The organism is Streptomyces bacillaris, assembly GCF_003268675.1.
Lineage (GTDB): Bacteria > Actinomycetota > Actinomycetes > Streptomycetales > Streptomycetaceae > Streptomyces > Streptomyces bacillaris.
This window is the reverse complement of sequence record NZ_CP029378.1, coordinates 5,368,807-5,394,621: the sequence shown is the minus strand read 5'-3', so window position 1 is coordinate 5,394,621 and position 25,815 is coordinate 5,368,807. Positions and strand designations below refer to the sequence as shown.

Sequence of the window (25,815 nt, the reverse complement as noted above, 5' to 3'; positions counted from 1 at the left end):
TGTGAATGTGACGTACGAGCCCGCCGAACGGAGTCGACGAAAGCGTTGCGGAACCATCTCGATGCGGCAACAGAGGCCGGGCGGAGCGACTTTGCGGTCGACTCCGCCCGGCTGCGGTCGGCCAAACCTGCGGAACATCAGGTTCAGGACACGATGTCCTTACGACTGAACCCGCGGAAGGCGAGGGCGAACAGGATCAGGGCGTACGTCAGGGAGATCGACGCTCCCTTGATCATGCCGCCCCACTCCAGTTCGGGCTGGAGCGCGTCGGCCCACGCGAACTGCCAGTGCGCGGGGAGGAAGTCGCGCCAGGAGCCGAGCGCCGTGACCGCGTCGAGCACATTGCCGACGATGGTGAGGAAGACCGCGCCGCCGACCGCGCCGAGCGGGGCGTCCGTCTTCGTCGAGAGCCAGAACGCCAGCCCCGCCGTGACCAGCTGGGAGACGAAGATGAACGCGACGACGAGCGCGAGGCGGGGCACGGTGTCCCCGGCCGCCAGCGCTCCCCCGGTCGGCAGTTTCAGCGGCCCCCACCCGTAGGCCGCCGTGCCCGCCGCCAGGGCGACCACCGGCAGCAGCACCATCGCGGCCAGGCTGAAGCCGAGCGCGACGACGAGCTTGGACCAGAGCAACCGGGTCCGGGGCACGGGCGCGGCGAGCAGATAGCGCAGCGAGGACCAGCTCGCCTCGGAGGCCACGGTGTCCCCGCAGAACAGGGCCACCGGGATCACCAGCAGGAAGCCGGCCGAGACGAAGAGGGAGGTGGCGGCGAAGTTCGCGGCGGACTCGGTCGCCACGTCCATCAGGTTGATCCGGTTGCCGCCCCGCCCGCCGCCGTCCTCGCCGTCCGGAGTGCCGCCGATGGCGAAGGCGATGATCAGGATGAACGGGAGGGCCGCGAGGACCCCGCCCATGAGCAGGGTGCGGCGGCGGCGCAACTGCCGCATGGCCTCGACGCGGAGGGGGAGCGTGCGCCCGGCGCGGTAGCCCGCGGCCTCCGGGTGCTCGGTCCCGGGGGCGCCGGCCTTCCCGCGGGCCTCGGGGGGCTGGACGGGGGCGCTCATGCTGCTCCTCCGGAGATCAGGGTGAGGAAGGCGTCCTCCAGGCGGCGGTGCGGGCCGACGCCGGTGACCGGGACGTCGAGCCGGACGAGGTCGGCGACGAGGCGCGAGGTGGTGGCCCCGTCCAGGCGGACGAGGAGGCCGCGCCCGTCGTCGGTGCGGACGGCGGAGCCGACGCCGGGCAGCGCGGCGACCTTCTCCGCGAGCGGCTCGGACACCTCCTCCGCCGTGGTCACCAGGATCATGTCGCCGGAGCCGGTGATCTCCGCGACCGGACCGGCCTGCACGAGCCGGCCCCGGTCCATGACGACCAGGTGGGTGCAGGACTGCTCGACCTCCGAGAGGAGGTGGCTGGAGACGATGACGGTCCGGCCCCCGGCCGCGTAACGGATCATCACGTCACGCATCTCGCGGATCTGCGGCGGGTCCAGCCCGTTGGTCGGCTCGTCGAGGATGAGCAGGTCCGGCATGCCGAGCATGGCCTGCGCGATGGCGAGCCGCTGCCGCATGCCCTGGGAGTACGTCCGTACGGCTCGGGCCAGCGCGTCGCCGAGGCCCGCGATCTCCAGGGCCTCGTCGATGTGGGCGTCCTCGGCGGGGCGGCCGGTGGCCTGCCAGTACAGGTCCAGGTTGGCGCGCCCGGAGAGGTGCGGCAGGAAGCCCGCGCCCTCGACGAAGGCGCCCACCCGGGAGAGGACCGGGGCGCCGGGGCGGATCGCCTGCCCGAAGACGCGGATCTCGCCCTCGTCGGGGGTGATGAGCCCCATGAGCATGCGCAGGGTGGTCGTCTTGCCCGCTCCGTTGGGCCCGAGGAGTCCGAGGACCTGGCCCTTCTCGACGCGGAAGGACAGCTCGCGCACGGCGTACCGGTCGACGGACTTCGCGTACTTCTTCGAGAGCCCGGTGATCTGGAGCGGTACGTCGGTGAGTCCGGGGTCCGGGGCGGGCGTCGCGGTCCGCCGCCGGGCGGTGAGCAGGAGCGCGGCCGCGATGACGAGGGCGGCGGCCGGGAGGCCCCAGGTCCACCAGGGGAGGGCGGCCGCGGCGGTCCTGACGGCCGGTGCGGTGGGGACGGTCAGGGGGCCGTCGAGGGTGACGGCGTACGTGGCGGGCTCGGCCGGGGAGGCGTAGCCGAGGTCGGTCGCGGAGAGGACGAGCCGCATCCGGTGCCCGGCGTCGAACTCGTGGTCCACGGCGGGCAGCGCCAGCTCGATCGGCTTGCCCTGCTGGTCGGGGGTGATCCGGTAGGGGGCGACGAGCTGGGCGGGCAGCCGCTGCTGGCGGCCGTCCGGCGACACGTCGTACACCTTGCCGAAGAGCACCGCGTCCCGGCCCTCGGTCGCCTTGACGGTCACCCGGACCGTGGGCGTGCCGGTGACGCGTACGGAGGTGTCCAGCGGGGCCGAGTCGAAGCGGCCGAACTGGCCGGGGAAGTCGAGCGAGAGCCCGACACCCAGCGAGGAGAGCTGCGAGATCCCGCCGCCGAGGCCGGGGACGGCGGAGATGGCAGGCGGGGCGGAGCCGGCGGGGTTGCGGAAGGTCTTCGTCCCCTCCCCGAGCGCGATCTCCCGGCCACCGCTGCGCAGCCCCGGGTAGGTGTCGCTGCTCGCGCCGCGCCGGAGGGCGGCGCCGTCGGTGGAGTCGATACCTCCGGTACGGGTGACGCGGAAGGCGGGTCCGGTGTCGGTGCCGGTCTCCTCCTTCAGATACCGGTCGAACCAGGCGCCGACGCGCCCCTCGACCCGGGGCGTCTCGTTGTCGCCGCCGTCATGGCCGCCGGAGATCCAGTCGACGGAGACGGGGGCGCCGTTGGCGCTGATCGCCTTCTGCATGGCGTCGGCCTGGCCGAGCGGGAAGAGGGAGTCGGACTGGCCCTGGAGGATGAGCGAGGGGACCTCGATGCGGTCGGCGACGGCGGACGGCGAGCGCTCGGTGAGCAGCTCGATCGCGGCCGGGTCGGGCTTGCCGCTGACCGCGACGCGCTCGTACATCTCGCAGAGCCGCTTCTCGAACTTCTCGCAGCCGCCGCCGGAGGTGACGAAGATCCCGGCCCAGAGCTTCTTGAAGACCCCGTCGGGGAAGAGGGCGTCGGCCAGGTTCCAGTACGTGATCACGGGGGCGATGGCGTCGACCCGCTCGTCGTGCCCGGCGGCGAGCAGGGAGACCGCCCCGCCGTAGGAGGCCCCGGTGAGGCCGACGCGGGGGTCGCCCTCCGCGTCGAGCTGGACCTCGGGCCGCTTGGCCAGCCAGTCGATGAGCCCGGAGACGTCCTTGACCTCGGCCTCCGGGTCGTTGAGCGAGATCGCCCCGCCCGACTTCCCGAACCCGCGCGCCGACCAGGTCAGCACCGCGTACCCGTCGGCGGCCAGCTTCTCGGCCTGGTCCCGTACGTCGTTCTTGCTGCCGCCGAAGCCGTGCCCGATGAGCACGGCGGGCCGCTTGCCGGAACCTTCCCCGTAGAAGTACGAGGTGTCGATCTCCACCCCGCCCGGCCGCAGCGTCCGGTCCTCGCGCTGCACGGCGGGCGAGCCGTCATCGGCGACGGCGGTCCAGGTGCCACCGCCCACGAGCACGGCGAGCGCGGCACCGGCCGCGGCCCACCGGCCACGCGTACGGGGCAGCAGGCGCCGCCATCGAGCAGTAGGGGTCTCCATCCCTCGACCCTAGACGGAGGATCCCACCCCCCGAAGTGCCACCAGGCGGAGGTGGACAGCCTCCCTGAGAGGTACGGTGCGCCCTCCCCGTACTCCGGACGCGGTACGGCCTTTATGCGGGCCGAAGGCGATTGGGGACATTGGGCGCGCATCGGGCCGTGCGTCGGGCGTCCCGTGGTGGCGTCCGTGGCCGGGAGCCGTCAGGCCACGGGGGCTTCGGCGGGGAGGACCGGGCGCGGTGCGGGCAGGTCGAGCGGGGTCTCCACCGGCAGGAGACCGGCCGCGCGCTCGCGGTCGCCCGCGCGGACCGCCGCGTGGACCTCACGGGCGAGCGGGGTGACGTCGCGGATGGAGAGGGTCCACTCGTCCGCGTACCGGCGGGACGCCTCACCGCTCAGGCCGAGTTGCAGGGAGCGGTACGGGAGGGGGTTCAGGTCCAGGTCGCGTTCGGGGTCCCACTGGACCCGGGCGGGGGTGGTGCGGAGGCTGCGCTTCCAGGTGGCCTGGTCGGGGTGCACGCCGCGTACGTAGTGGGAGAGTTCGGCGTTGGCGAGGGCCCATTCCAGGCCGCTCCGGTCGATCTCGACGGCGAGGACGGTCTCCTGGCCCTCCTTGGTGCCCCAGCCGCAGCGGTACATCATCCAGAGAAAGCTGGGCTTGATCCACGTCATCCGGTCCCGCTTCCATGCGGCGGGGAACCGTCCGTCGCGTGCGGCGGGGAGGCCGATGGCGGGGCGGTACGCCTGGTAGACGGTGACCGTGGTGGCGGTCTGGTGGGCGCGGATCTCGTGGCGGGGCGGGTCGGGCGGGGTGTTCATGGGGCCAGGGTGCGGGACGGGGGTGCGGGGGCGCACCTCGTTTACTCACCTTGTTCATTCCCGGCCTTGTTCAATTCCCGGCTCTTCTCCAGCCCTGTGCGGCATGATCGGCCGGGGCGGGGTGGCGGCGGTGAGGTGTCCGTCGGCCGTTCGGCCCGGCGAACACCGAGGAGCACGTCACCACCATGCATGTCGAGTACGACCACGAGAACGACGTCGCGTACGTCTCCCTCGTCGCGCACATCGCCGACGGCGCCTCCGTACGGCAGATCATCGTCGAGACCCCCGGCGGGAACGCCGAGTTGAACCTCGACTTCGACGCGGCGGGGCGGCTGCTCGGCATCGAGGCCGTCGGCGCCCGTGCCGCCCTTCCGGCGGAGGTCCTGCGTCGGGCGGCGCCGGGCCACCGGGCCGGGTAGCGGCGGACGCGCTTCCGCCCGCCCCCGGTGGTGCGGGAGCGGGCGGGAGGCACCGTCAGTGGTTGCGCGGGAAGCCCAGGTCGACGCCGGCCGGGGCGTCCGCCGGGTCGGGCCAGCGGGTGGTGGTGACCTTGCCGCGGGTGTAGAAGTGCACGCCGTCGTTGCCGTAGATGTGGTGGTCGCCGAAGAGCGAGTCCTTCCAGCCGCCGAAGGAGTGGTAGCCCACCGGGACCGGGATCGGCACGTTGACGCCGACCATGCCCGCCTGGATCTCCAGCTGGAAGCGGCGGGCCGCTCCGCCGTCGCGGGTGAAGATCGCGGTGCCGTTGCCGAACGGCGAGGCGTTCATGAGGGCGACGCCCTCCTCGTACGTGTCCACGCGGAGCACGCACAGGACCGGGCCGAAGATCTCGTCCTTGTACGCGTCGGAGTCGGTGGAGACCTTGTCCAGGAGGGAGAGGCCGATCCAGTGGCCGTTCTCGAAGCCCTCCACCGTGTGGCCCGTGCCGTCGAGGACGACCTCCGCGCCCTGGGCGGCGGCGCCCGTGACGTACGAGGCGACCTTGTCGCGGTGGGCGGCGGTGATCAGGGGGCCCATCTCGGAGGTGGGGTCGTTGCCGGGGCCGATCTTGATCTTCTCGGCCCGCTCGCGGATCTTGGCGACCAGTTCGTCCCCGATCGCGCCGACCGCCACGACCGCCGAGATCGCCATGCAGCGCTCACCGGCGGAGCCGTACGCCGCCGAGACCGCCGCGTCCGCCGCCGCGTCCAGGTCGGCGTCCGGGAGGACCAGCATGTGGTTCTTGGCGCCGCCGAGGGCCTGGACGCGCTTGCCGTTGGCGGAGGCGGTGGCGTGGATGTAGCGGGCGATGGGGGTGGAGCCGACGAAGGAGACGGCGGCCACGTCGGGGTGGTTCAGGAGCGCGTCCACCGCGACCTTGTCCCCGTGGACGACGTTGAGCACACCGTCCGGAAGCCCCGCCTCCGCCGCCAGCTCGGCCAGCAGGTTGGCGGCCGACGGGTCCTTCTCGCTCGGCTTCAGCACGAACGTGTTGCCGCACGCGATCGCCAGCGGGAACATCCACATCGGCACCATGGCCGGGAAGTTGAACGGGGTGATGCCCGCGACCACGCCCAGCGACTGGCGGATCGAGGAGACGTCGACCCGGTTGGAGACCTGCGTGGACAGCTCGCCCTTGAGCTGCGTGGTGATCCCGCACGCCAGCTCGACGATCTCCAGCCCCCGGGCGACCTCGCCCAGCGCGTCCGAGTGCACCTTGCCGTGCTCGGCGGTGATCAGCGCGGCGATGTCGTCGCGGCGGGCGTCCAGGAGCGCGCGGTAGCGGAAGAGGACGGCGGTGCGCTGGGCGAGCGAGGAGGTGCCCCAGGTGGCGTACGCGGCCTTCGCCGCCGCCACGGCCGCGTCGGCCTCCTCGACCGAGGCCAGCGCCACCTGCGTGGTGACCTCGCCGGTGGCCGGGTCGGTGACCGGACCGTACGCGCCCGACGTGCCCTCCACTGTCTTGCCGCCGATCCAGTGGTTGACGGTCTTCGTCATGACGTACTCCTTCGGACTTCAGGCTTCGGCCGGGCTTCGGGCCTCAGCGCTCGATGCGGGCGCGGGGCTGGTTTCACAGGTGGCGGCGTCGGGCGGCGACCTGCCGGTCGTACTCCTCCCGGGCCTTCACCGCCGCCGGTCGGCTCGCGGTCTCGGCCACCGGAACATCCCACCACGCCTGTGCCGGAGGGGGGCCCGACACAGTGTCGGGCGTTTCGGTCTCGACGTAGACACAAGTGGGGCCCTCGGCGTCGCGCGCCTCCGCGAGGGCTTTGCGCAGGTCGTCGACGGTGGTGGCGCGCAGCACGTGCAGGCCGAGGGAGGCCGCGTTGGCGGCCAGGTCGACGGGGAGCGGCGGGCCGGTGAAGCCGCCGTCGGGGGCGCGGTGGCGGTAGGCCGTGCCGAAGCGCTCGCCGCCGACCGCCTCGGAGAGTCCGCCGATGGAGGCGTAGCCGTGGTTCTGGAGGATCACCAGTTTCAGCGGCAGGTTCTCCTGGACGGCGGTGACGATCTCGGTGGGGTTCATCAGGTACGTGCCGTCACCGACGAGCGCCCAGACGGGGCGGGGCCGCGTACGGGCTTCCGTGGCGAGCAGGACGCCGATCGCGGCCGGGATCTCGTAGCCCATGCAGGAGTAGCCGTACTCCACGTGGTACTGGTCGCGGGAGCGGGCGCGCCAGAGCTTGTGGAGGTCGCCGGGGAGCGAGCCCGCGGCGTTGATGAGGATGTCCTCCTCGGTGACCAGGGTGTCGAGCAGGCCGAGGACCTGGGTCTGGGTGGGGCGCGCGGTGGGGTCGGGGGTGGCGAAGGACGCCTCGACCCGCTCCTCCCACGCCTCCTTCGCGCCGGTGTACTCCGTCTCGTACGCCGGGTCGACCCGGTAACCCCGTCCGGCGAGTGCGCTGGTGAGCGCCTCCAGGCCGGTGCGGGCGTCGGCGACGAGGGGGAGGGCGGCGAGCTTGTGGGCGTCGAAGCCGGTGATGTTGAGGTTGAGGAAGCGGACGGCCGGGTTCTCGAAGAGGGTGCCGGAGGCGGTGGTGAAGTCCGTGTAGCGGGTGCCGACGCCGATCACCAGGTCGGCGGTCCGGGCCAGTTCACCGGCGGTGGCGGTGCCGGTGTGGCCGATGCCGCCGACGTCCGCCGGGTGGTCGTGGCGCAGGGACCCCTTGCCCGCCTGGGTGGAGGCGACCGGGATGCGGGTGGCGGCGGTGAACGCGGCGAGGGTCTCCTCGGCCCCGCTGTGGCGGACCCCGCCGCCCGCGACGATCAGGGGGCGGCGGGCGGAGCGCACCGCCCGTACCGCCGCTTCCAGTTCGGTCGCGTCGGGCGCCGGCCTGCGGACCGGCCAGACCCGCTCCGCGAAGAACTCCTCCGGCCAGTCGTACGCCTCCGCCTGCACGTCCTGCGGCAGCGCCAGCGTCACCGCGCCGGTCTCGGCGGGGTCGGCCAGGACCCGCATCGCCTGGAGGGCCGCCGGAATCAGCGCCTCCGGGCGGGTGACCCGGTCGAAGTAGCGCGAGACGGGGCGCAGGCAGTCGTTGACCGACACATCACCCGCGTACGGCACTTCGAGCTGTTGCAGTACGGGGTCGGCGGGCCGGGTCGCGAAGGTGTCGCCGGGGAGGAGCAGGACGGGGAGGTGGTTGATCGTGGCGAGGGCGGCGCCGGTGACGAGGTTGGTGGCGCCCGGGCCGATGGAGGTGGTCACCGCGTGGGCGGAGAGCCGGCCGGACTGCCGGGCGTAACCCACGGCCGCGTGCACCATGGCCTGTTCGTTACGGCCCTGGAGGTACGGCATCCGGGGCGCGGTCCGGCCGCCGGTGCCGTTCCTGTTCCCGTCGCTGTTGCCGTTGGCGTTCCAGTCGCTGTGGCTGTGGGCGTTCCCGTCGCTGTGGGCGTTGGTGTTGCCGTAGGCGTTGGCGTCCCCGTTGCCGTGGCCGTTGCCCGCCTCCACGAGCGCCTGGCCGATGCCCCCGACGTTGCCGTGGCCGAAGATGCCCCACGTGGCGCTGATCAGGCGGTGGCGGCGGCCGTCACGCTCGGTGTACTGCCGGGCGAGGAAGGCGACCAGGGCCTGAGCGGTGGTCAGGCGGCGGGTGGAGCGCGTGCGCGTGGTGCTCGCGGGACTCGTCGGGGTCTCGGCACTCGTCGGGGTCTCGGGGCTTGTCGGGGTCAACCTGTTACCTCCGGGCCGGGCGACGGATGCGCCGTGTCCGGGCGGGCCGTCTGCGGATGCGCCGTGTACAGCGGCAGTCTGGCGTCGACCGGTTCGTGTCGCCAGGTGTCGCGGATCCATCCGTGGTCCGGATGGTCGCGGATCAGCCAGGCCCGCTCCTCCCCCGGCCCCGCCATGACGTTCAGGTAGTACAGCGTGCGGCCGGGCGGGGCGATGGACGGGCCGTGCCAGCCGTCGGGGATGAGGACCGCGTCGCCGTCGGCCACCTCGGCGAGGACATCCGTACCGCCCTCGTGCGACGGGGAGACCCGGTGGTAGCCGAGGCCGCCGCCCTCCACCTCGAAGTAGTAGATCTCCTCCAGCTCGCACTCCTCGCCCGGGACGTGCTCGTCGTGCTTGTGGGGCGGGTAGGAGGACCAGTTGCCGCCGGGCGTGAGGACTTCCACGGCGATCAGGCGGTCGCACACGAAGGTGTCGGCGGCCGCGAAGTTGTTGACCTGGCGCGAGCAGGTGCCGCTGCCGCGCAGTTCGACGGGTACCTCCGGCGCGGGGCCGTAGCGAGCGGGGAGTCGTCGCTCGCACTTCGCTCCTGCCAGGGCGAAGCGGCCTCCTGCGCCGGAGGAGATCTGCGCTCGGTCGTCGCGCGGCACGTAGGCGAAATCACTCACCCCGCTGAACACGCTTTCCCGGCCCAGCAGTTCAAAGGTGCCACCTGCCGTATGCACCGTACAGCCACCGGTCAACGGCAGGACGATCCACTCGCAATCCCCGGTGACGAGCGTATGAACTCCGCCCGGCTCAAGCTCCAGAATGCGGAGACTGGACCGATCCCATCCGGCCATTTTCGGGTCGATGTCCAGGACATAGGGCCCGCGCGCGGCACTGCCGGAGGGCAGATGATGCCGCCCGGCACGGCGCTCCGGGTACGGGTCCTGGTCGTGGTTCTCGTGCTCCTGCTGGTCCTGGTGCTCGTGTTGTTCCTGCTGCTCGTGCTGGTCCTGGTGCTGGTGGTCCTCGTGGTGATGCGTGCCCATGCCCACTCCCTACCCGTCCCGGCCCGGCTGCAGCAGCGACACGGCGGTGTCGACGGCCCCGGCCACGTCCCCGTCGACCGGGTAGAGCAGCGAGCGCCCCACGACCAGCCCCCGCACGGTCGGCAGCCTCAGCGCCTCGCGCCACTTCTTGTACGCCCCGTCCAGGTCGTCGCCCACCTCACCGCCGAGCAGCACGGCGGGGAGCGTGGAGGTCTCCATGACCCGGGCCATGTCGTCCGGTTCCTCCGTGACAGGGACCTTGAGCCAGGTGTACGCGGAGGTTCCGCCCAGGCCCGACGCGATGGCGATGGAGGTGGCGACGGCGGCGGCGTCCAGCTCGTTGCGGAGGCGGCCGTCGACGCGTCGGCAGAGGAACGGCTCGACGAAGACGGGCAGCCGCAGCGCGGCCATCGCGTCGATGGTGCGGGCGGCGGCGTGCAGGGTGTCGAGCGAGCCGGGGTCCTCGTGGTCGATCCGGAGCAGCAGCTTCCCCGCGTCGAACCCGTGGCGGACCAGGTCCTCGGGGCGGTGCCCGGTGAACCGGTCGTCCAGCTCGAAGGCTGCGCCCGCGAGCCCGCCCCGGTTCATGGAGCCCATGACGACCTTGTCCTCCAGCGCGCCGAGGAGGAGCAGGTCCTCCAGGACGTCGGCGGAGGCGAGGACCCCGTCGACCCCGGGGCGGGAGAGGGCGAGGCAGAGCCGCTGGAGCAGCTCGAACCGGTTGGCCATGGCGAGCGCCCGGTCCCCGACGGCGAGGGCGCCGCGCGCGGGGTGGTCGGCAGCGATGATCATCAGCCGGCCGGGGTGGTCGGTTGCGCTGCCGGTGGTTCTGCGGCCGGGAGCGGTCCCGCTGCCGGTGCCGGTGCCGGTGTTGTGGTCGGGGGCAGAGGCGTCGGCCGTACGGAGCAGAGATCGCCGCTTCCGTCGCGCGGCGGCTTCGGCCACCGCCTCGGGGTGCTCGGCGCGGAGCCGGACGAGATCGTGGACGGAGGGCACGACGGGCGTGGCGGGGCTCATGAGGCCGCCCCGGAGGGCCTGGAGACCGAGCCGTCCGCGCCCGCCCCGAAGGGCCCAGTCTCGGAGGACCCGGTCTCGGAGGACCCGGTCGTGGACGGCCCAATCGCGGATGGCCCTGTCGCGGACGACCCGGCCGGGCGGTCCGCCGGTACGGCCCCCTCCTCGAGCGCCCGTTCCACCTCGTCCGGGAAGGGCATCGCGGAGGAGCAGGCGAGGCGGGAGGCGACGATGGCCCCGGCGGCGTTGGCGTACCGCATGATCCGGTCGAGGTCCCACCCGGCCAGCAGCCCGTGGCAGAGCGCGCCGCCGAACGCGTCCCCGGCGCCGAGCCCGTTGACGACCTCCACCGGCAGCGGCGGGACCTCGGCGGTGGAGCCGTCGCGGTGGGCGGCGAGGACGCCCTTCGGCCCCTGCTTGACGACGGCCAGCTCCACCCCGGCCGCGAGCAGGGCGCGTGCGGCGGCGTGCGGTTCGCGCTCGCCGGTCGCGATCTCGCACTCGTCGATGTTGCCGACGGCGACGGTGGCGTGGGCGATGGCTTCCCGGTAGCGGGCGCGCGCCACCGAGCCGTGGTCCCCGCCGTCCCAGAACATGGGCCGCCAGTCCAGGTCGAACACGGTGGCGGAGACGCTGGTGTCAGCGACCGTGTCCGTACGGGGCTCCCCGGCCCGGTCCTCGCTGCGGGCCCGGAGCGCTGCCAGCGTCGCGGCCCTGCTGGGCTCGGCGCTCAGTCCCGTACCGGTCATCCAGAAGATCCGGGCCGCGCGCACCGCGTCCAGGTCGAGTTCCGACGGGTGGATCTCCAGGTCGGGCGCCTTGGGCTGCCGGTAGAAGTAGAGGGGGAAGTCGTCCGGCGGGAAGACCTCGCAGAAGGTGACCGGCGTCGGGTACTCCTCGACCGGCGTCACCCACCGGTCGTCCACCCCGAAGCCCCGCAGCTCCTGGTGGAGGTAGTCCCCGAAGGCGTCCCGGCCCGTCCGGGTGATCACCGCCGTCCGCCGCCCCAGCCGGGCCGCCGCCACCGCGACGTTCGTCGGGGAGCCGCCGAGGAACTTGCCGAACGTCTCGACCCGGGCGAGCGGCACCCCGATGTCCAGGGGGTAGAGGTCGACCCCGATCCGCCCCATGGTGACCACGTCGTACGGCTCAGGCATCGTGCATCCCTTCGGCCTCCGTTCCGCCCCTCGGTCCGCCTCCGTGCGCCCCCGCCGGCCGGCTGGTCCCAGGTCTAGTCCCCGCCCGGGAACCCTGTCAACATTTTGTCCGGACATTCGGACGAACTCTTGACACTCATCCGTACGGCCCGCGACGCTGGCCGATATGACCCCCTCCGCACCCTCTTCGGCCCGCATCCGTATCGGCTCGGCACCCGACTCGTGGGGTGTGTGGTTTCCCGACGACCCGCGGCAGGTGCCCTGGCAGCGCTTCCTCGACGAGGTGGCGGAGGCCGGGTACGAGTGGATCGAGCTGGGGCCGTACGGCTATCTGCCCACCGACCCGGCCCGGCTGGCGGACGAGACCCGCAGCCGCGGGCTGACCGTCTCCGCAGGGACCGTCTTCACCGGATTGCACCACGGGCCCGACGTCTGGGACCGGACCTGGGCGCATGTCGCGGACATCGCCGAACTGACCCGGGCCATGGGCGCCGAACACCTCGTCGTCATCCCCTCCTTCTGGCGCGACGACAAGACGGGCGAGGTCCTGGAGGACCGCACGCTCACCCCCGCGCAGTGGCGGGATCTGACGGTCCAGACGGAGCGGCTCGGCCGGGAGGTCAGGGAGCGCTACGGGCTCCGCATCGTCGTCCACCCGCACGCGGACACCCACATCGACAGCGAGGAGAACGTGACCCGCTTCCTCGACGCCACCGATCCCTCCCTCGTCTCGCTCTGCCTGGACACCGGGCACTACGCCTACTGCGGCGGCGACAGCGTCAAGCTCATCGAGACGTACGGGGAGCGCCTCGGCTACCTCCACCTCAAGCAGGTCGACCCCGAGATCCTGGCGGCGGTGGTGGCGGACGAGGTCCCGTTCGGCCCGGCCGTGGCGCGGGGCGTGATGTGCGAACCGCCCGGTGGCGTGCCCGCTCTGGAGCCGGTCCTGGCGGCGGCGCGCGCCCTGGACGTCGACCTGTTCGCGATCGTGGAGCAGGACATGTACCCGTGCGACCCGGACAAGCCGCTCCCGATCGCACGCCGCACCCGCGCGTTCCTCCGCTCCTGCGGAACCCCCGGCCCCGGCACGGCCGTCTGACGCCACCGCCCCGCCGGGCCCTCGTACGTCCTCAGACCCCTGTGCGCCCATCGATACGCTCCCGGATCAGATCGGCGTGTCCGCAGTGGCGCGCGTACTCACCGATCATGTGCGTGTAGATCCACCGCAGCGTCACCTCCCCGCCCATGAACGGGCTCGTCTCGTCGAGCCCCCGGCCCGCGCAGTTCTCCCGCCCTCGCCGGATCTCGTCCTCCCACACCGCCACCGCACCGTCGTACGTGGCGTCCTCGGCCAGCTCGAACCCCCCGTCGTGCCCTTCGCCTCCGCCTCCTCCCCCGCTCCCGCCCCCGTCGGCAGGGGCGAACAGCCGCGGAACGTCCTCCTGCGCGAGGACCCGCCGGAACCAGTTCCGCTCCACAGCCGCGGCGTGCTGAACTAGCCCCAGCAACGTCATCCCCGAGGGCGCCGCGGACGCCTCCCGGAGCCGCTCCTCGGGCAGCCCCGCGCACTTCTGGGCCAGGGTGGCGCGGTAGAAGTCGAGCCAGCTCTCCAGCGTGGTGCGCTCGTCGGCCATCAGCGGCGGCATCGCGCGTTCGGACGTACTCATGGTCACCATCGTGGCACCCGGGTCTGACAACGCCCGTGAACCAGTCGGCCATTCGCCCCTTCTGTCACAACAGTCACTGTTTCGCGACACATATCTCCGTTACGCGGGTTTTCCGTCACAGGCGTACAACAGCCCCACCCCGCCTCCCGTCGGAGTTCGTTCAACCGAGCACAGGCTTGAGTGATCACCGAACAGAGCAGCGCAGAGAGGTGTCACGGATGACGGACAGAACACTCTGGTCCTACAAGGACATTGCCGCCCACATCCAGGTCCAGCCGGACACCGTCCGCTCCTATCGCAAACACGGCCTCCTCCCCCCGCCCGACCAGGTGAAGAACGGAAAGCCCTACTGGTACGGAGACACCGTCCGGGCCTGGGTCGCCTCCCGCCCCCGCAACCGCGGCCGTTGACCGTTACCCCTTTCTCTCCTCACCTCCCTTTGCTCACCTCTTTGCGGAACAGCGCCGTCCAGAGGAAGGGCTCACCGAAGAGCGGCGACTCGGGTGTCTCGTCGCGCATCCGGCGCAGCTCGATCTCCGTCAGGCCCGGGGGCGAGAAGATGCGGCGCAACTCCTCGGGGGTGTAGGCGAGTCCGCCGCCCAGGCCCCCCTGTCGGTAGAACTCCACGTCCGGCAGCTCGGAGCCCATTCCGCCCTTCCCCGCGGCGAAGCAGGTGAGCGCGAAGTGGCCGCCGGGGGCGAGGCAGCGGTCCAGGAGGGCGAGGTAGCTGATACGCCGGTGGGGCGGCAGGTGATGGAAACACCCGGAGTCGTAGATCAGGTCGTACGGGCCCGCCGCCTCCGCCCCCTCCGCCGTCAGGTCGAAGGCGTCACCGAGGTGGAACCGGGCCTCGACCTCCGACGCCCCGACGCGCTCCTCGGCCCAGGCGATCGCCGCCGGGGAGAGGTCGATGCCGTCGACGTCGAAGCCGAGCGCGGCCAGCCGGTGGGCGTTGCGCCCGGGGCCGCAGCCCAGGTCGAGCACGCGACCCGGCCCGATCAGCCCCCGGTCGACGTACGAGACGAGGTTCTCGTCCGGCTTGTCGACGAAGAAGGGCACCGGCTTCGAGCGGTCCTCGTAGAAGCCGTCCCACCAGGAGGCGGCCTCGGCGGTCCAGCGGTGCGCCTCGGGTGCGAACAGGTCGTCCAGAAGCGTCATCACATCGTCCGGCGTGCGGATGTCGCGGCCCATCAGGTCCCCTTTCTCCATGCACCGATTTTAGCAATCGGAGGGAAGAAAGCCCAGGTCACAGCAGGTGCGACGAGGGCTCAGGGGGTGGCTGGGAGGCACGTGGCCGGGTAACCGGCCCCGCCCCCTGCCCCCGGGCCGCCACCCGCTCCACGCGGCCCCCACGGCCCGCCAGAAGGCCTTCCACGGACGACCCGAGCCCCCCTTTCCGAACGGGTTCGCGGGCCGGCCCTGGAGCGGTCGTCGGGCGCCTACGCCCCTGTGGTGACCTTCTCCCCCTCCCGGGCCGCCCCGGGTATCTCCCCTGTCCCGCCATCGGCCGTGGGCTTCTCCGGGTCGCCGGAACCGCCCTTCGCGCCGGAGGCGGCCGGTGCCGACTCCCCTTCGCTGAGGCCGAACCTCTGGTGGAAGGCGCGCAGGGGCCTGGGCGCCCACCAGGTGGCGTGGCCTGTCAGCTTCATGACTGCCGGGACCAGCAGGCTGCGGACCACCATGGCGTCCATCAGGACGGCCAGGGCGATCCCGAGCCCCAGCATCTTGGTGTTGGTGACCCGCGAGGTGCCGATGGCGACCATCACGACCGCCAGGATCACGGCGGCCGCGGTGATCAGGCCGCCGGTGCGGGACAGCCCGAAGGTGACCGAGCGCTCGTGGTCGCCGGTGCGGTCGTACTCCTCCTTGATGCGGGAGAGCAGGAAGACCCCGTAGTCCATGGAGAGGCCGAAGGCCACGCAGAACATCAGGACGGGCAGGGTCGTCTCGATGTCCCCCGTACTGGTGAAGGCGAGGACCCCGGAGAGGTTCCCGTCCTGGAAGACCCAGACCACCGCGCCGAACATCGCCGTCAGGCTGAGGGCGTTGAGCACGACCGCCTGGATCGGGATGAGCACGCTGCCGGTGAGCAGGAAGACCAGGAGCAGCGTCACCACGACGATGATGCCGATCGCCCAGGGCAGCCGGTCCGCGATGGCGTCCTTGGAGTCGACGAGGACGGCCGCCGTGCCGGTCACCGAGGTGTCGAGGGAGCCGGAGCCGGTGGGGAGTGCGCGCAGGTCCCGTACGAGCTGCTGGGTCTCCTGTCCGACCGCCTCACCCTTCGGCAGCACGCTGAAGTAGGCGACCGCATCCCCCGTGACCGGGCCGTCGACGCGCTGCACGCCCGGGACCTTCTCGACCCGCTCCTTGAGGGCCGCGTACGCGGCGGGCGTCCCCTCGCCCTCGACCAGCAGTTCCAGGCCGCCGCCCGGGCTGCCGGGGAAGCCGTCCCTGATGTGCTCCTGGACCACCCGGGACTCGGCCCCGGCGGGGAGCTGGCGGTCGTCCGCCGTACCGAACTTCACGCCGAGGAAGGGCAGTCCGAGGAGGACGAGCCCCACCGTCGTGACGATGGCGAAGACGGGGGCCCTGCGCATCACCAGCCGGGCGAAGCGCGCCCACCCCTTGCCGGACTCCTCGGCGGCGACCGCCGCGCCGGACCCGCTCCTCCGCCCCCGGCGCAGCAGGCGGCGCAGGTCGAGTGCGTTGACCCGGTGGCCCAGCAGCATGAACGCGGCGGGCAGCAGGATGAGTGCGGCGGCGGCCGCCAGCAGGACCACGGCGATCCCGGCGTAGGCGAAGGACCGCAGGAAGTACTGCGGGAAGACGAGCATCGCGGAAAGGGACACGGCCACGGTCAGCGCCGAGAAGAGCACCGTGCGGCCGGCCGTGCGCAGTGTGGTGCCGACCGCCGTCCGGGTGTCGGCCCCGGCGTCCAGCTCCTCGCGGAAGCGGCGGACGATGAACAGGGCGTAGTCGATGGCCAGTCCGAGGCCGAGGGCCGTGGTGAGGTTCATGGCGAAGACCGAGACGTCGGTGAACTCGGTCAGACCGCGCAGCACGGCGTTGGTGCCGAGGATGGCGACGATGCCGACAAGGAGCGGCAGCAGGGCGGCTACCGCGCTGCCGAAGACCATGACCAGCAGGACGAGCGTGACCGGCAGGGCGATCAGCTCGGCCCGCAGCAGGTCCTCCTGGATGATCGTCTGCATCTCGTGCTGGACGGCGACGGGCCCGCCGACCGAGACCGTCACCGGCCCGCTCTCCCCGGCGAAGTCGGGCGCGATCCGTTCGAGCGTCTCGCCCGCCTCCGTCTCGTCGCCGCCTATCCGGGCCGCGATGAGCGCTTCGCGGCCGTCCTCGGCGCGCAGGGCGGGGGCCTTGGTCTGCCAGTACGAGGTGACCCCCGATATGCCCGGCTCCCCGGCGAGCCGCTCGGTGATCCTGCCGGCCTCCGCGGCCACCGCCGGATCGTCGACGGAGGCGGTGCCGCTGTCCACCAGCAGGAGCAGATTGGGCTGCGAGGCGGGGAACTCCCGCTCCAGCGCCTCGGTCGCGTACGACGACTCGGCGTCGGGGGCCTGCCAGCCACCGCTGCCCATCCGGTCGGCCACCCCGCTCCCGGCGAACACGGCCAGGGCGGTGATCACCAGGGCGGCCAGCAGGGAGAGCCGGGGCCTGGCGGTGACGAACCGGGTCCAGCCCCCGACGGGCCGCGCACCGGCCGGGCCGGACGGACCGGGGCGGCCGGACGAGCTGGATGTGCCGGACGAGCTGGAGGCGCCCGGCGAGCTGGAGGCGCTGGATGAACCGGAGGGGCCGGACGGGCCAGGCGGGCCGGACGGCCGGGCCGACCCGGGTGGACCGTTGACTTCGGACATGGTGCGGTGTCCCCTTCACCGAGACCCGGCGGCGCAGGGCAGCATGGGTCAGTCGTTGCCACTTACACTGGCAAACACGAGTGATCGCTCGCGTTTCACAAGAATGCGAGCGAGTACTCGCGTTTGTCAAACGCATCACGAAAGCTGGGGATTTGCCGTGCCGGAGGCCAGAGCCAAGAAGGGCGCCGCAGGGGACGGCGCAGCCAGGAAACCCGCGGCCGACGAGGCGGGCGGCACCGCGGGGACCGCCCGCCCGCGCCGCCGCCAGGCCCGCGGCGAAGCCCGTATCGCCCAGCTCCTCCAGGCGGCGGCCAGCGTCTTCTGCACCAGCGGTTACACCGCGTCCAGCACCAACGCCATCGCCCGCGAGGCCGGCGTCTCGCCGGGCACGCTGTACCAGTTCTTCCCCAACAAGGAGGCCATCGCCGTCGAGCTGGGCGACCAGTTGCTCGCCCGCTGGCGCGACACCTACGGAGCGGCCTTCACCCCGAGCCACATCGAGCTGCCGCTCGACCGGATGCTCGACGCCGTGCTCGACCCGCTGATCGCGTTCAACTGCGAGAACCCGGCGTTCTTCGTGCTGATGCACGGCTCGGAGATCCCCGGCCGGATCACCGAGGAGCACGACACCCTGCACGTCACGATGCTGGGCCAGGTCGAAGGAATCCTCGCGGGCTATCTCCCGACCGTCCCGGCGGCCCAGGTCCACCGGGTCGCCGACATGACGTTCATGGTGTTCAAGGCCGGGCTCGACCTGATCCTGGCGCACGAGGGCGAGGAGCGGGACGCGTACATCCAGGAGCTGAAGACGGCCATGTACCGCTACCTGGACCCCCTGATCGGCGACGACTCACCCCACATGACCCCGCACGCCCGAGAGGGCCGCACCCCCTAGAGCGCCGGGCGACACCACTCGGAGCCCCGGCCGGCGCGCCCATCTCTGCTCAATACCCCCTAGGGGTATAGTATGGAGTGAGCGAGGCGCCCCGGGCACCCCTGTGGCCCCCCGCGCCACACTCGTACGCCGAAGAGGAGAACGCCATGACCGCCGAGACCGAGCCCACCACCCAGTCCACCGGCTCCTGCTGCTCGCCCACCGGCGCCTGCCACGGCGGGGGCGCCGCCGACGCGCAGGACGTACAGATCGAGCCGACGGAGTCGGTCACCGCGGTCTACGAGGTCAAGGGCATGACCTGCGGCCACTGCGAAGGGGCCGTGTCGGAGGAGATCTCCTCGCTCGGCGGGGTGACGTCCGTCGAGGCCGTCGCCGCCACCGGCCGCGTCACCGTCTCCTCCAAGGCCCCGCTGGCCGAGGACGCCGTACGGGCCGCCGTCGACGAGGCCGGTTACGAACTCGTCGGCCGGGCCGCCTGAGCGCCGCCCGCACCACCTCCCGCCTCGGGCCGGCCCCACCAGCAGATACTGGTGAGGTACGGCCCGATGTGCGTCACCGGGTCACCGGTCACCGGTCACGACCCGCGGGCCGCAACCGGTGACCGGCCCGCGTACCACCGCACCACCGCACCACCCAGGAGTTCGGACATGGCCAGCACAGCAGCAGCCGAGACCCCGGCCGCGAACGCCTCCGAGGCCGAACTGATGATCGGCGGGATGACGTGCGCCTCGTGCGCGGCCCGCGTCGAGAAGAAGCTCAACCGGATGGACGGCGTCACCGCCACGGTGAACTACGCGACCGAGAAGGCCCGCGTCACCTTCGCCGAGGGGCTGGAGCTGTCGGACCTCGTCGCGACGGTCGAGAAGACCGGCTACACGGCCCGCCCGATCGCACCCCCGAAGCGCCCCGTCGCGCCTCCGAAGCGGGAGAAACCAGAGCCGGAGCAGGAGCAGGCGGAGGAGCCCGCATCGGCCGACGTACGAGCGAAGGCAGAGGAGGCAGAGGAGGCTGAACCGACCGCCGCGACAGAAGCTGCCGATTCCGCGGAGGCGGAACAGGCCGCCTCCCTCGCCACGCTCCGGCAGCGGTTCGTCGTCTCCGCCGTCCTCAGCGCCCCCGTCGTCCTGCTCGCGATGGTCCCGGCCCTCCAGTTCGACAACTGGCAGTGGCTCTCCCTGACCCTCGCCGCGCCCGCCGTCGTCTGGGGCGGCCTGCCCTTCCACCGCGCCACCTGGACCAACCTGCGGCACGGCGCGGCCACCATGGACACGCTCGTCTCGATGGGCACCCTCGCCGCCTTCGGCTGGTCGCTGTGGGCGCTGTTCCTGGGGGACGCGGGGATGCCGGGCATGCGCCACGGCTTCGACCTCACCGTCTCGCGCGCCGACGCGAGTGCCACGATCTATCTGGAGGTCGCGGCCGGGGTCATCACCTTCATCCTGCTGGGCCGCTATCTGGAGGCGCGGGCGAAGCGGAAGGCGGGTGCCGCGCTGCGGGCGCTGCTGCACCTGGGCGCCAAGGACGTCGCCGTACTCAGGAACGACGGTACGGAAGTACGCGTTCCGGCCGACCGGCTCGCCGTCGGGGACCGGTTCGTGGTCCGGCCCGGGGAGAAGATCGCCACCGACGGCACGGTCATCGAGGGCACTTCTGCTGTGGACGCCTCGATGCTGACGGGTGAGTCCGTGCCGGTGGAGGTCGCCGCCGGAGACACCGTGACCGGCGCGACGATCAACGCCGGCGGCCGCCTCGTCGTCGAAGCCACCCGCATCGGCTCCGACACCCAACTCGCCCGCATGGCCCGCCTGGTGGAGGATGCACAGAACGGCAAAGCCGCAGCCCAACGCCTCGCCGACCGCATCTCCGCCGTCTTCGTCCCCATCGTCATCGCGCTGGCGCTGGGCACCCTCGGCTTCTGGCTCGGCAGCGGCGCCGGACTCACCGCCGCCTTCACCGCAGCCGTCGCCGTCCTCATCATCGCCTGCCCCTGCGCCCTGGGGCTGGCCACCCCGACCGCCCTCATGGTCGGCACCGGACGCGGCGCCCAGCTCGGCATCCTCATCAAGGGCCCCGAAGTCCTCGAAACCACCCGCCGCGTCGACACCATCGTCCTCGACAAAACCGGCACCGTCACCACCGGCAAGATGACCCTGCTCGACATCCACACCGCCGAGGGGACCGACGAGAACGACGTCCTGCGACTGGCCGGAGCCATCGAGCACTCCTCCGAACACCCCATCGCCCAGGCCGTCGCAGCAGGAGCCGTCGAGAGGCTGGGCGGGGCCGCCCTCCCCACCCCGGAAAGCTTCACCAACGTCCCCGGACTCGGCGTCCAAGGCGTCGTCGACGGGCATGCCGTCCTCGTCGGACGCCCCCGCCTCCTCACCGGCGCGGGCATCTCCCTCCCCCCGGAGCTGGCCGCCGCCCTCACTGAGGCCGAGGAGCACGGACGTACGGCGGTGGCCGTCGGCTGGGACGGGGCGGCGCGGGGCGTGCTCGCGGTGGCCGACGCCGTCAAGGACGGCAGTGCGGCCGCCGTGGCCGAGCTACGGGCCCTGGGGCTGCGGCCCGTCCTCCTGACCGGCGACAACCGGGCGGTGGCCGATGCCGTGGCCCGTGAGGTGGGCATCGAGGAGGTCCACGCCGAGGTGCTTCCCGAGGAGAAGGTGGCCGTGGTCAAGCGCCTCCAGGCGGAGGGCCGGAGCGTCGCCATGGCCGGCGACGGGGTCAACGACGCGGCGGCTCTGGCCACGGCAGACCTGGGGCTGGCGATGGGTACCGGGACGGATGCGGCGATCGAGGCGAGCGACCTCACGCTGATTCGTGGAGATCTCAAGGTGACTGCTGACGCAATCCGCCTTTCCAGGCGTACTCTTTCCACCATCAGGGGCAACCTCTTCTGGGCCTTCGGGTACAACGTCGCGGCTCTGCCCCTGGCTGCAAGTGGCCTGCTCAACCCTATGATCGCGGGAGCCGCCATGGCGTTTTCGTCCGTGTTCGTCGTCACGAACAGCCTCCGGTTGCGTGCCTTCACGTAACTTCCACAAAGAGATTTAGATCACACCGGCTTCAGGGTAACCATCCGGTGGGTTCATGAGTCTTAGAGTGCGATGCCAAGGATGTCTTGGGGGACGTCCGAGTGGGAGTGTCTTGGGGGACGCTCCCGTGGCAAGCGTTGAGCCGGGGCACGTGCACCGGGGAGCTTTGAGCGGCCCTCCCGTGCGTACGTACCCCGGCAGACCGCAGCACAACAACGGGAGCTTCGGCTCCCCGCAGAGACGCCCGGCCGGATCCCGTGGGGGGAATCCGCTCCGGGATATGGGAAGCGCCCTGACCGTCGACCCGTGGGGGGATCGGCGGCGGGGCGTTTCTCGCGTTCAGGCCCGCCTGAGCCGCCCACGGCCGCCGGGCAGGCCCCAGTTGGTCCCGCGGGCGCTACAGACGCCCATGGCCCCCTGGTGGCCCTACAGGCGCCCCGTAAGCCGTATCTGTAGCCGTAAGCCCCGCCCTGCCGACACCCCCAAGAAGAGCCCCAGAACGCCGAATCGCCCCGGACACCGCGCTCTGTGCGAAGCGCGGTACGCGGGGCGAAGGCAGTCGGCCGAAGAGGCCGGGCACGACAGGGTGGTGCGGAAACCCGGCAGTGCGGTGATGCGGTGGTGCAGGTCGTACGCGTACGGGTCGTACGCGTACGCGTAACGGGTACGGGACCCGGCTCAGCGGCCCTCGACCGGGACGAAGTCGCGGAGGACCTCACCCGTGTAGATCTGGCGCGGGCGGCCGATGCGCGAACCCGGCTCCTTGATCATCTCGTGCCACTGGGCGATCCAGCCCGGGAGGCGGCCGAGCGCGAAGAGCACGGTGAACATCTCGGTCGGGAAGCCCATGGCCCGGTAGATCAGACCGGTGTAGAAGTCCACGTTGGGGTAGAGGTTGCGCGAGACGAAGTACTCGTCGGAGAGCGCGTGCTCCTCCAGCTTGAGCGCGATGTCGAGCAGCTCGTCGGACTTGCCGAGCGCGGACAGCACGTCGTGGGCGGCGGCCTTGATGATCTTGGCGCGCGGGTCGAAGGACTTGTACACCCGGTGGCCGAAGCCCATCAGGCGGACGCCGTCCTCCTTGTTCTTCACCTTGCGGATGAAGGAGTCGACATCGCCGCCGTTGGCCTGGATGCCTTCCAGCATCTCCAGCACCGACTGGTTGGCGCCACCGTGCAGCGGGCCCCAGAGGGCCGAGATGCCGGCGGAGATCGAGGCGAACATGTTCGCCTGCGAGGAGCCGACCAGGCGCACGGTGGAGGTCGAACAGTTCTGCTCGTGGTCCGCGTGCAGGATGAGCAGCTTGTCCAGCGCCGAGACGACGACCGGGTCCAGCTCGTACTCCTGGGCGGGGACCGAGAAGGTCATGCGCAGGAAGTTCTCGACGTACCCGAGGTCGTTGCGCGGGTAGACGAAGGGGTGGCCGATCGACTTCTTGTACGCGTACGCCGCGATCGTCGGCAGCTTCGCCAGCAGCCGGATCGTGGAGAGGTGGCGCTGCTTCTCGTCGAACGGGTTGTGGCTGTCCTGGTAGAACGTGGACAGCGCGCTGACGACCGAGGACAGCATGGCCATCGGGTGGGCGTCGCGCGGGAAGCCGTCGAAGAACCGCTTGACGTCCTCGTGCAGCAGCGTGTGCTGGGTGATCTCGTTCTTGAAGTCCGCCAGCTCGTCGACCTTGGGGAGGTCGCCGTTGATCAGCGTGTACGCGACCTCGAGGAACGACGAGCGCTCGGCGAGCTGCTCGATCGGGTATCCGCGGTAGCGCAGAATGCCCTGCTCACCGTCGAGGTACGTGATGGCGGATTTATAGGCGGCGGTGTTGCCGTATCCGCTGTCCAGCGTGACCAGGCCCGTATTGGCCCGGAGCTTCCCGATGTCGAAGCCCTTGTCGCCGACGGTGCTGTCGATCACCGGGTAGGTGTACTCGTCATCGCCGTACCGCAGTACTACAGAGTTGTCGCTCACGTCATCCCTCACCGACGTAGTGCCTCTTCTTCGAGGTGCCCTGACTGTCTCCACCCTCCCCCATTCGGCTCAGGAGAGTGCACTCGGGGTCGTCCATTGGACCTACTGACGGCACTGAGTGCCGCCAACTTACTCATCCTGCCCCCTTGACTGCGGTTCCGGAAGACCTCCGTGATGTTTGCCACCGATTTGATCGATCATTTTTGTGCAGAGGTCACGCGAAGTCTTCTCCCGAGCCGCCACGGAGCCGGAAATCCAGTGCCGTACAGCGTCTGCCTGCGGAAACCGTGCGGACGGCCTGACCGATCGCCTTACGGGACCCGACCAGCACCACGAGCTTCTTCGCGCGGGTCACGGCGGTGTAGAGGAGGTTGCGCTGGAGCATCATCCAGGCACTGTTGGTGACGGGGATGACGACCGCCGGGTACTCGCTGCCCTGGGAGCGGTGGATGGTCATGGCGTAGGCGTGGGCCAGCTCGTCCAGCTCGTCGAAGTCGTAGGGGATCTCCTCGTCCTCGTCGGTGCGGACGGTGAGCCGCTGTTCGTCCAGGTCGAGGCCGGTGACGACGCCGACCGTGCCGTTGAAGACGCCGTTCTCGCCCTTGTCGTAGTTGTTACGGATCTGGGTGACCTTGTCGCCGACCCGGAAGACTCGGCCGCCGAACCGCTTCTCGGGGAGGTCGGGGCGGCCGGGGGTGATGGACTGCTGGAGCAGCCCGTTCAGCTCGCCCGCGCCCGCCGGCCCCCGGTGCATCGGGGCGAGGACCTGCACGTCACGGCGCGGGTCGAGGCCGAACTTGGCCGGAATACGGCGGGCCGCCACGTCCACCGCCAGCTTGCCCGCGTCCGCCGTCTCGTCCTCCACGAAGAGGAAGAAGTCGTTCAGCCCCTGGGTGAGGGGCGGCTGTCCGGCGTTGATGCGGTGGGCGTTGGTCACGACGCCCGACTGCTGGGCCTGCCGGAAGATCCGGGTCAGCCGGACGGCGGGCACCGGGCTGCCCTCCGCGAGCAGATCGCTCAGCACCTCCCCGGCCCCGACCGAGGGCAGCTGGTCGACATCGCCCACGAGGAGGAGGTGGGCACCGGGTGCCACCGCCTTCACGAGCTTGTTGGCGAGGAGCAGATCGAGCATGGAGGCCTCGTCGACGACGACCAGATCGGCGTCGAGCGGCCGGTCCCGGTCGTACGCCGCGTCCCCGCCCGGCTTCAGCTCCAGCAGCCGGTGCACGGTGGACGCCTCGGCTCCGGTCAGCTCGGAGAGGCGTTTGGCTGCGCGCCCGGTGGGAGCGGCGAGCACCACCTTGGCCTTCTTCGCCCGGGCCAGCTCGACGATGGACCGGACGGTGAAGGACTTCCCGCAGCCGGGCCCGCCGGTCAGGACGGCCACCTTCCGGCTGAGCGCGAGCCGTACGGCCTCCTCCTGTTCGGGCGCGAGATCGGCTCCCGTACGGGTGGCGAGCCAGGCCAGCGCCTTCTCCCAGTCCACGTCCTGGAAGGCGGGCATCCGGTCCTCATCGGTCCGCAGCAGCCGCCGCACCTGCCCGGCGAGGGACAGCTCGGCCCGGTGGAAGGGCACGAGGTAGACAGCGGTGATCGGCTCACCCCCCTCCGGCGACGGCACCTTCTCCCGTACGACACCCTCCGGATCGGCGGCCAGCTCGGCCAGGCACTCGATGACCAGCCCGGTGTCGACCTGGAGGAGCTTGACCCCGTCCGCGATGAGCCGCTCCTCCGGGAGGAAGCAGTGCCCCTGGTCGGAGGACTGGGAGAGGGCGTACTGCAGACCGGCCTTGACCCGCTCGGGGCTGTCGTGCGGGATGCCGACCGCCTGGGCGATCTTGTCGGCGGTGAGGAAGCCGATGCCCCAGACGTCGGCGGCCAGCCGGTAGGGCTGGTTCCTCACGACGGAGATCGAGGCGTCCTCGTACTTCTTGTAGATGCGCACGGCGATGGAGGTGGAGACGCCGACGCCCTGGAGGAAGACCATGACCTCCTTGATGGCCTTCTGCTCCTCCCAGGCCGCCGCGATCATCTTCGTGCGCTTGGGGCCGAGGCCGGGGACCTCGACGAGCCGCTTCGGTGCGTTCTCGATGATGTCGAGGGTGTCAACGCCGAAATGGGTGGTGATCCGGTCGGCCATGACCGGCCCGATGCCCTTGATCAGCCCGGAGCCGAGATAGCGGCGGATGCCCTGGATCGTGGCGGGCAGGACGGTGGTGTAGTTCTCGACGGTGAACTGCTTGCCGTACTGGGAGTGCGAGCCCCAACGGCCCTCCATCCGCAGCGACTCACCGACCTGCGCCCCGAGCAGCGCACCGACCACCGTGAGCAGATCCCCGGCCCCGCGCCCGGTGTCGACGCGGGCGACCGTGTACCCGTTCTCCTCGTTGGCGTACGTGATCCTCTCCAGGACCCCTTCGACGACGGCCATGTTGGACATGACCCGACGCTACCGCCCGCCACTGACAACGC

Annotated in this window: 19 protein-coding genes; 6 read left to right on the top strand and 13 right to left on the bottom strand. The window is 71.5% G+C overall.

Annotated features, from left to right (window positions below; genetic code table 11):
* Positions 1-143: 143 nt before the first annotated feature.
* From DJ476_RS23410 to DJ476_RS23400, 3 genes are all read right to left on the bottom strand, one after another.
* Complete coding sequence (locus DJ476_RS23410; RefSeq protein WP_018487238.1) at positions 144-1,064, bottom strand: ABC transporter permease; 921 nt, start codon at positions 1,062-1,064, stop codon at positions 144-146.
* The gene (locus tag DJ476_RS23405; protein ID WP_167480401.1) at positions 1,061-3,715 is read right to left on the bottom strand and encodes an alpha/beta fold hydrolase; all 2,655 of its coding nucleotides are present in this window, start codon (positions 3,713-3,715) and stop codon (positions 1,061-1,063) included. Before DJ476_RS23405 ends, DJ476_RS23410 begins: the two co-directional genes overlap by 4 nt.
* Positions 3,716-3,915: 200 nt before the next feature.
* Positions 3,916-4,533, bottom strand: a complete 618-nt coding sequence (locus tag DJ476_RS23400; RefSeq protein WP_112491478.1) for a DUF4291 domain-containing protein — start codon at positions 4,531-4,533, stop codon at positions 3,916-3,918.
* 185 nt (positions 4,534-4,718) lie between these two features.
* On the opposite strand from DJ476_RS23400, the gene DJ476_RS23395 reads away from it, so the two are divergent.
* Positions 4,719-4,952 carry a DUF2283 domain-containing protein gene (locus DJ476_RS23395; protein ID WP_103418053.1) on the top strand — a complete coding sequence of 78 codons (234 nt, stop codon included), beginning with the start codon at positions 4,719-4,721 and terminating at the stop codon, positions 4,950-4,952.
* A 55-nt stretch (positions 4,953-5,007) separates the two neighbouring features.
* Here the strand turns inward: DJ476_RS23395 and mmsA are convergent, their stop codons facing one another.
* The 5 genes from mmsA to iolC form a co-directional block, all read right to left on the bottom strand.
* Positions 5,008-6,510, bottom strand: coding sequence for a CoA-acylating methylmalonate-semialdehyde dehydrogenase (gene mmsA / locus DJ476_RS23390; protein WP_103418052.1), 1,503 nt, complete (start codon positions 6,508-6,510; stop codon positions 5,008-5,010).
* A gap of 73 nt (positions 6,511-6,583) precedes the next feature.
* A complete protein-coding gene (gene iolD, locus DJ476_RS23385) occupies positions 6,584-8,686 on the bottom strand; it encodes a 3D-(3,5/4)-trihydroxycyclohexane-1,2-dione acylhydrolase (decyclizing) (protein ID WP_112491476.1) in 2,103 nt (700 codons plus the stop codon).
* Positions 8,683-9,720 carry a 5-deoxy-glucuronate isomerase gene (iolB, locus tag DJ476_RS23380; RefSeq protein ID WP_318294775.1) on the bottom strand — a complete coding sequence of 346 codons (1,038 nt, stop codon included), beginning with the start codon at positions 9,718-9,720 and terminating at the stop codon, positions 8,683-8,685. The genes iolD and iolB overlap by 4 nt, the downstream gene beginning before the upstream one ends.
* Before the next feature lie 9 nt (positions 9,721-9,729).
* Complete coding sequence (locus tag DJ476_RS23375; RefSeq protein ID WP_112491475.1) at positions 9,730-10,737, bottom strand: Cgl0159 family (beta/alpha)8-fold protein; 1,008 nt, start codon at positions 10,735-10,737, stop codon at positions 9,730-9,732.
* Complete coding sequence (iolC, locus tag DJ476_RS23370; protein WP_112491474.1) at positions 10,734-11,891, bottom strand: 5-dehydro-2-deoxygluconokinase; 1,158 nt, start codon at positions 11,889-11,891, stop codon at positions 10,734-10,736. The genes DJ476_RS23375 and iolC overlap by 4 nt, the downstream gene beginning before the upstream one ends.
* A gap of 166 nt (positions 11,892-12,057) precedes the next feature.
* Here iolC and DJ476_RS23365 point away from each other — a divergent pair, with 166 nt between their 5' ends.
* The gene (locus DJ476_RS23365) at positions 12,058-12,990 is read left to right on the top strand and encodes a sugar phosphate isomerase/epimerase family protein (RefSeq protein WP_103418048.1); all 933 of its coding nucleotides are present in this window, start codon (positions 12,058-12,060) and stop codon (positions 12,988-12,990) included.
* A 31-nt stretch (positions 12,991-13,021) separates the two neighbouring features.
* Here the strand turns inward: DJ476_RS23365 and DJ476_RS23360 are convergent, their stop codons facing one another.
* Positions 13,022-13,558, bottom strand: a complete 537-nt coding sequence (locus DJ476_RS23360; RefSeq protein WP_181006505.1) for a DinB family protein — start codon at positions 13,556-13,558, stop codon at positions 13,022-13,024.
* A 218-nt stretch (positions 13,559-13,776) separates the two neighbouring features.
* Between DJ476_RS23360 and DJ476_RS23355 the strand changes: the two genes are divergently transcribed.
* Positions 13,777-13,968 carry a helix-turn-helix transcriptional regulator gene (locus tag DJ476_RS23355; protein ID WP_010064909.1) on the top strand — a complete coding sequence of 64 codons (192 nt, stop codon included), beginning with the start codon at positions 13,777-13,779 and terminating at the stop codon, positions 13,966-13,968.
* A 19-nt stretch (positions 13,969-13,987) separates the two neighbouring features.
* Here DJ476_RS23355 and DJ476_RS23350 read toward each other — a convergent pair whose 3' ends face one another.
* Complete coding sequence (locus DJ476_RS23350) at positions 13,988-14,749, bottom strand: class I SAM-dependent methyltransferase (protein WP_112491472.1); 762 nt, start codon at positions 14,747-14,749, stop codon at positions 13,988-13,990.
* A gap of 248 nt (positions 14,750-14,997) precedes the next feature.
* Positions 14,998-17,442 (bottom strand): MMPL family transporter, encoded by a 2,445-nt coding sequence (locus tag DJ476_RS23345; RefSeq protein WP_112491471.1) that lies wholly within the window; start codon positions 17,440-17,442, stop codon positions 14,998-15,000.
* A 157-nt stretch (positions 17,443-17,599) separates the two neighbouring features.
* Between DJ476_RS23345 and DJ476_RS23340 the strand changes: the two genes are divergently transcribed.
* From DJ476_RS23340 to DJ476_RS23330, 3 genes are all read left to right on the top strand, one after another.
* Positions 17,600-18,337: a TetR family transcriptional regulator gene (locus DJ476_RS23340; RefSeq protein WP_112491469.1), complete on the top strand. Its 738-nt coding sequence runs from the start codon at positions 17,600-17,602 to the stop codon at positions 18,335-18,337.
* A 146-nt stretch (positions 18,338-18,483) separates the two neighbouring features.
* On the top strand, positions 18,484-18,816 hold the full coding sequence (locus tag DJ476_RS23335) for a heavy-metal-associated domain-containing protein (protein WP_112491467.1): 333 nt from the start codon (positions 18,484-18,486) through the stop codon (positions 18,814-18,816).
* A gap of 168 nt (positions 18,817-18,984) precedes the next feature.
* On the top strand, positions 18,985-21,375 hold the full coding sequence (locus tag DJ476_RS23330) for a heavy metal translocating P-type ATPase (protein WP_112491465.1): 2,391 nt from the start codon (positions 18,985-18,987) through the stop codon (positions 21,373-21,375).
* A gap of 678 nt (positions 21,376-22,053) precedes the next feature.
* On the opposite strand, the gene DJ476_RS23325 is transcribed toward DJ476_RS23330, so the two are convergent.
* Entirely contained in the window at positions 22,054-23,343 is a 1,290-nt protein-coding gene (locus tag DJ476_RS23325; RefSeq protein ID WP_018488933.1) for a citrate synthase, read from the bottom strand.
* A gap of 214 nt (positions 23,344-23,557) precedes the next feature.
* Positions 23,558-25,783: an SF1B family DNA helicase RecD2 gene (recD2, locus tag DJ476_RS23320; RefSeq protein ID WP_112491464.1), complete on the bottom strand. Its 2,226-nt coding sequence runs from the start codon at positions 25,781-25,783 to the stop codon at positions 23,558-23,560.
* Positions 25,784-25,815 lie beyond the last annotated feature (32 nt).

What these genes read in the sequence shown, in the direction of transcription:
- DJ476_RS23410 (WP_018487238.1), bottom strand. Translation starts at nt 1,064, where the DNA reads ATGAGCGCCCCCGTCCAGCCCCCCGAGGCCCGCGGGAAGGCCGGCGCC.
- DJ476_RS23405 (WP_167480401.1), bottom strand. Translation starts at nt 3,715, where the DNA reads ATGGAGACCCCTACTGCTCGATGGCGGCGCCTGCTGCCCCGTACGCGT.
- DJ476_RS23400 (WP_112491478.1), bottom strand. Translation starts at nt 4,533, where the DNA reads ATGAACACCCCGCCCGACCCGCCCCGCCACGAGATCCGCGCCCACCAG.
- DJ476_RS23395 (WP_103418053.1), top strand. Translation starts at nt 4,719, where the DNA reads ATGCATGTCGAGTACGACCACGAGAACGACGTCGCGTACGTCTCCCTC.
- mmsA (WP_103418052.1), bottom strand. Translation starts at nt 6,510, where the DNA reads ATGACGAAGACCGTCAACCACTGGATCGGCGGCAAGACAGTGGAGGGC.
- iolB (WP_318294775.1), bottom strand. Translation starts at nt 9,720, where the DNA reads ATGGGCACGCATCACCACGAGGACCACCAGCACCAGGACCAGCACGAG.
- DJ476_RS23375 (WP_112491475.1), bottom strand. Translation starts at nt 10,737, where the DNA reads ATGAGCCCCGCCACGCCCGTCGTGCCCTCCGTCCACGATCTCGTCCGG.
- iolC (WP_112491474.1), bottom strand. Translation starts at nt 11,891, where the DNA reads ATGCCTGAGCCGTACGACGTGGTCACCATGGGGCGGATCGGGGTCGAC.
- DJ476_RS23365 (WP_103418048.1), top strand. Translation starts at nt 12,058, where the DNA reads ATGACCCCCTCCGCACCCTCTTCGGCCCGCATCCGTATCGGCTCGGCA.
- DJ476_RS23360 (WP_181006505.1), bottom strand. Translation starts at nt 13,558, where the DNA reads ATGAGTACGTCCGAACGCGCGATGCCGCCGCTGATGGCCGACGAGCGC.
- DJ476_RS23355 (WP_010064909.1), top strand. Translation starts at nt 13,777, where the DNA reads ATGACGGACAGAACACTCTGGTCCTACAAGGACATTGCCGCCCACATC.
- DJ476_RS23350 (WP_112491472.1), bottom strand. Translation starts at nt 14,749, where the DNA reads ATGGGCCGCGACATCCGCACGCCGGACGATGTGATGACGCTTCTGGAC.
- DJ476_RS23345 (WP_112491471.1), bottom strand. Translation starts at nt 17,442, where the DNA reads ATGTCCGAAGTCAACGGTCCACCCGGGTCGGCCCGGCCGTCCGGCCCG.
- DJ476_RS23335 (WP_112491467.1), top strand. Translation starts at nt 18,484, where the DNA reads ATGACCGCCGAGACCGAGCCCACCACCCAGTCCACCGGCTCCTGCTGC.
- DJ476_RS23330 (WP_112491465.1), top strand. Translation starts at nt 18,985, where the DNA reads ATGGCCAGCACAGCAGCAGCCGAGACCCCGGCCGCGAACGCCTCCGAG.
- recD2 (WP_112491464.1), bottom strand. Translation starts at nt 25,783, where the DNA reads ATGTCCAACATGGCCGTCGTCGAAGGGGTCCTGGAGAGGATCACGTAC.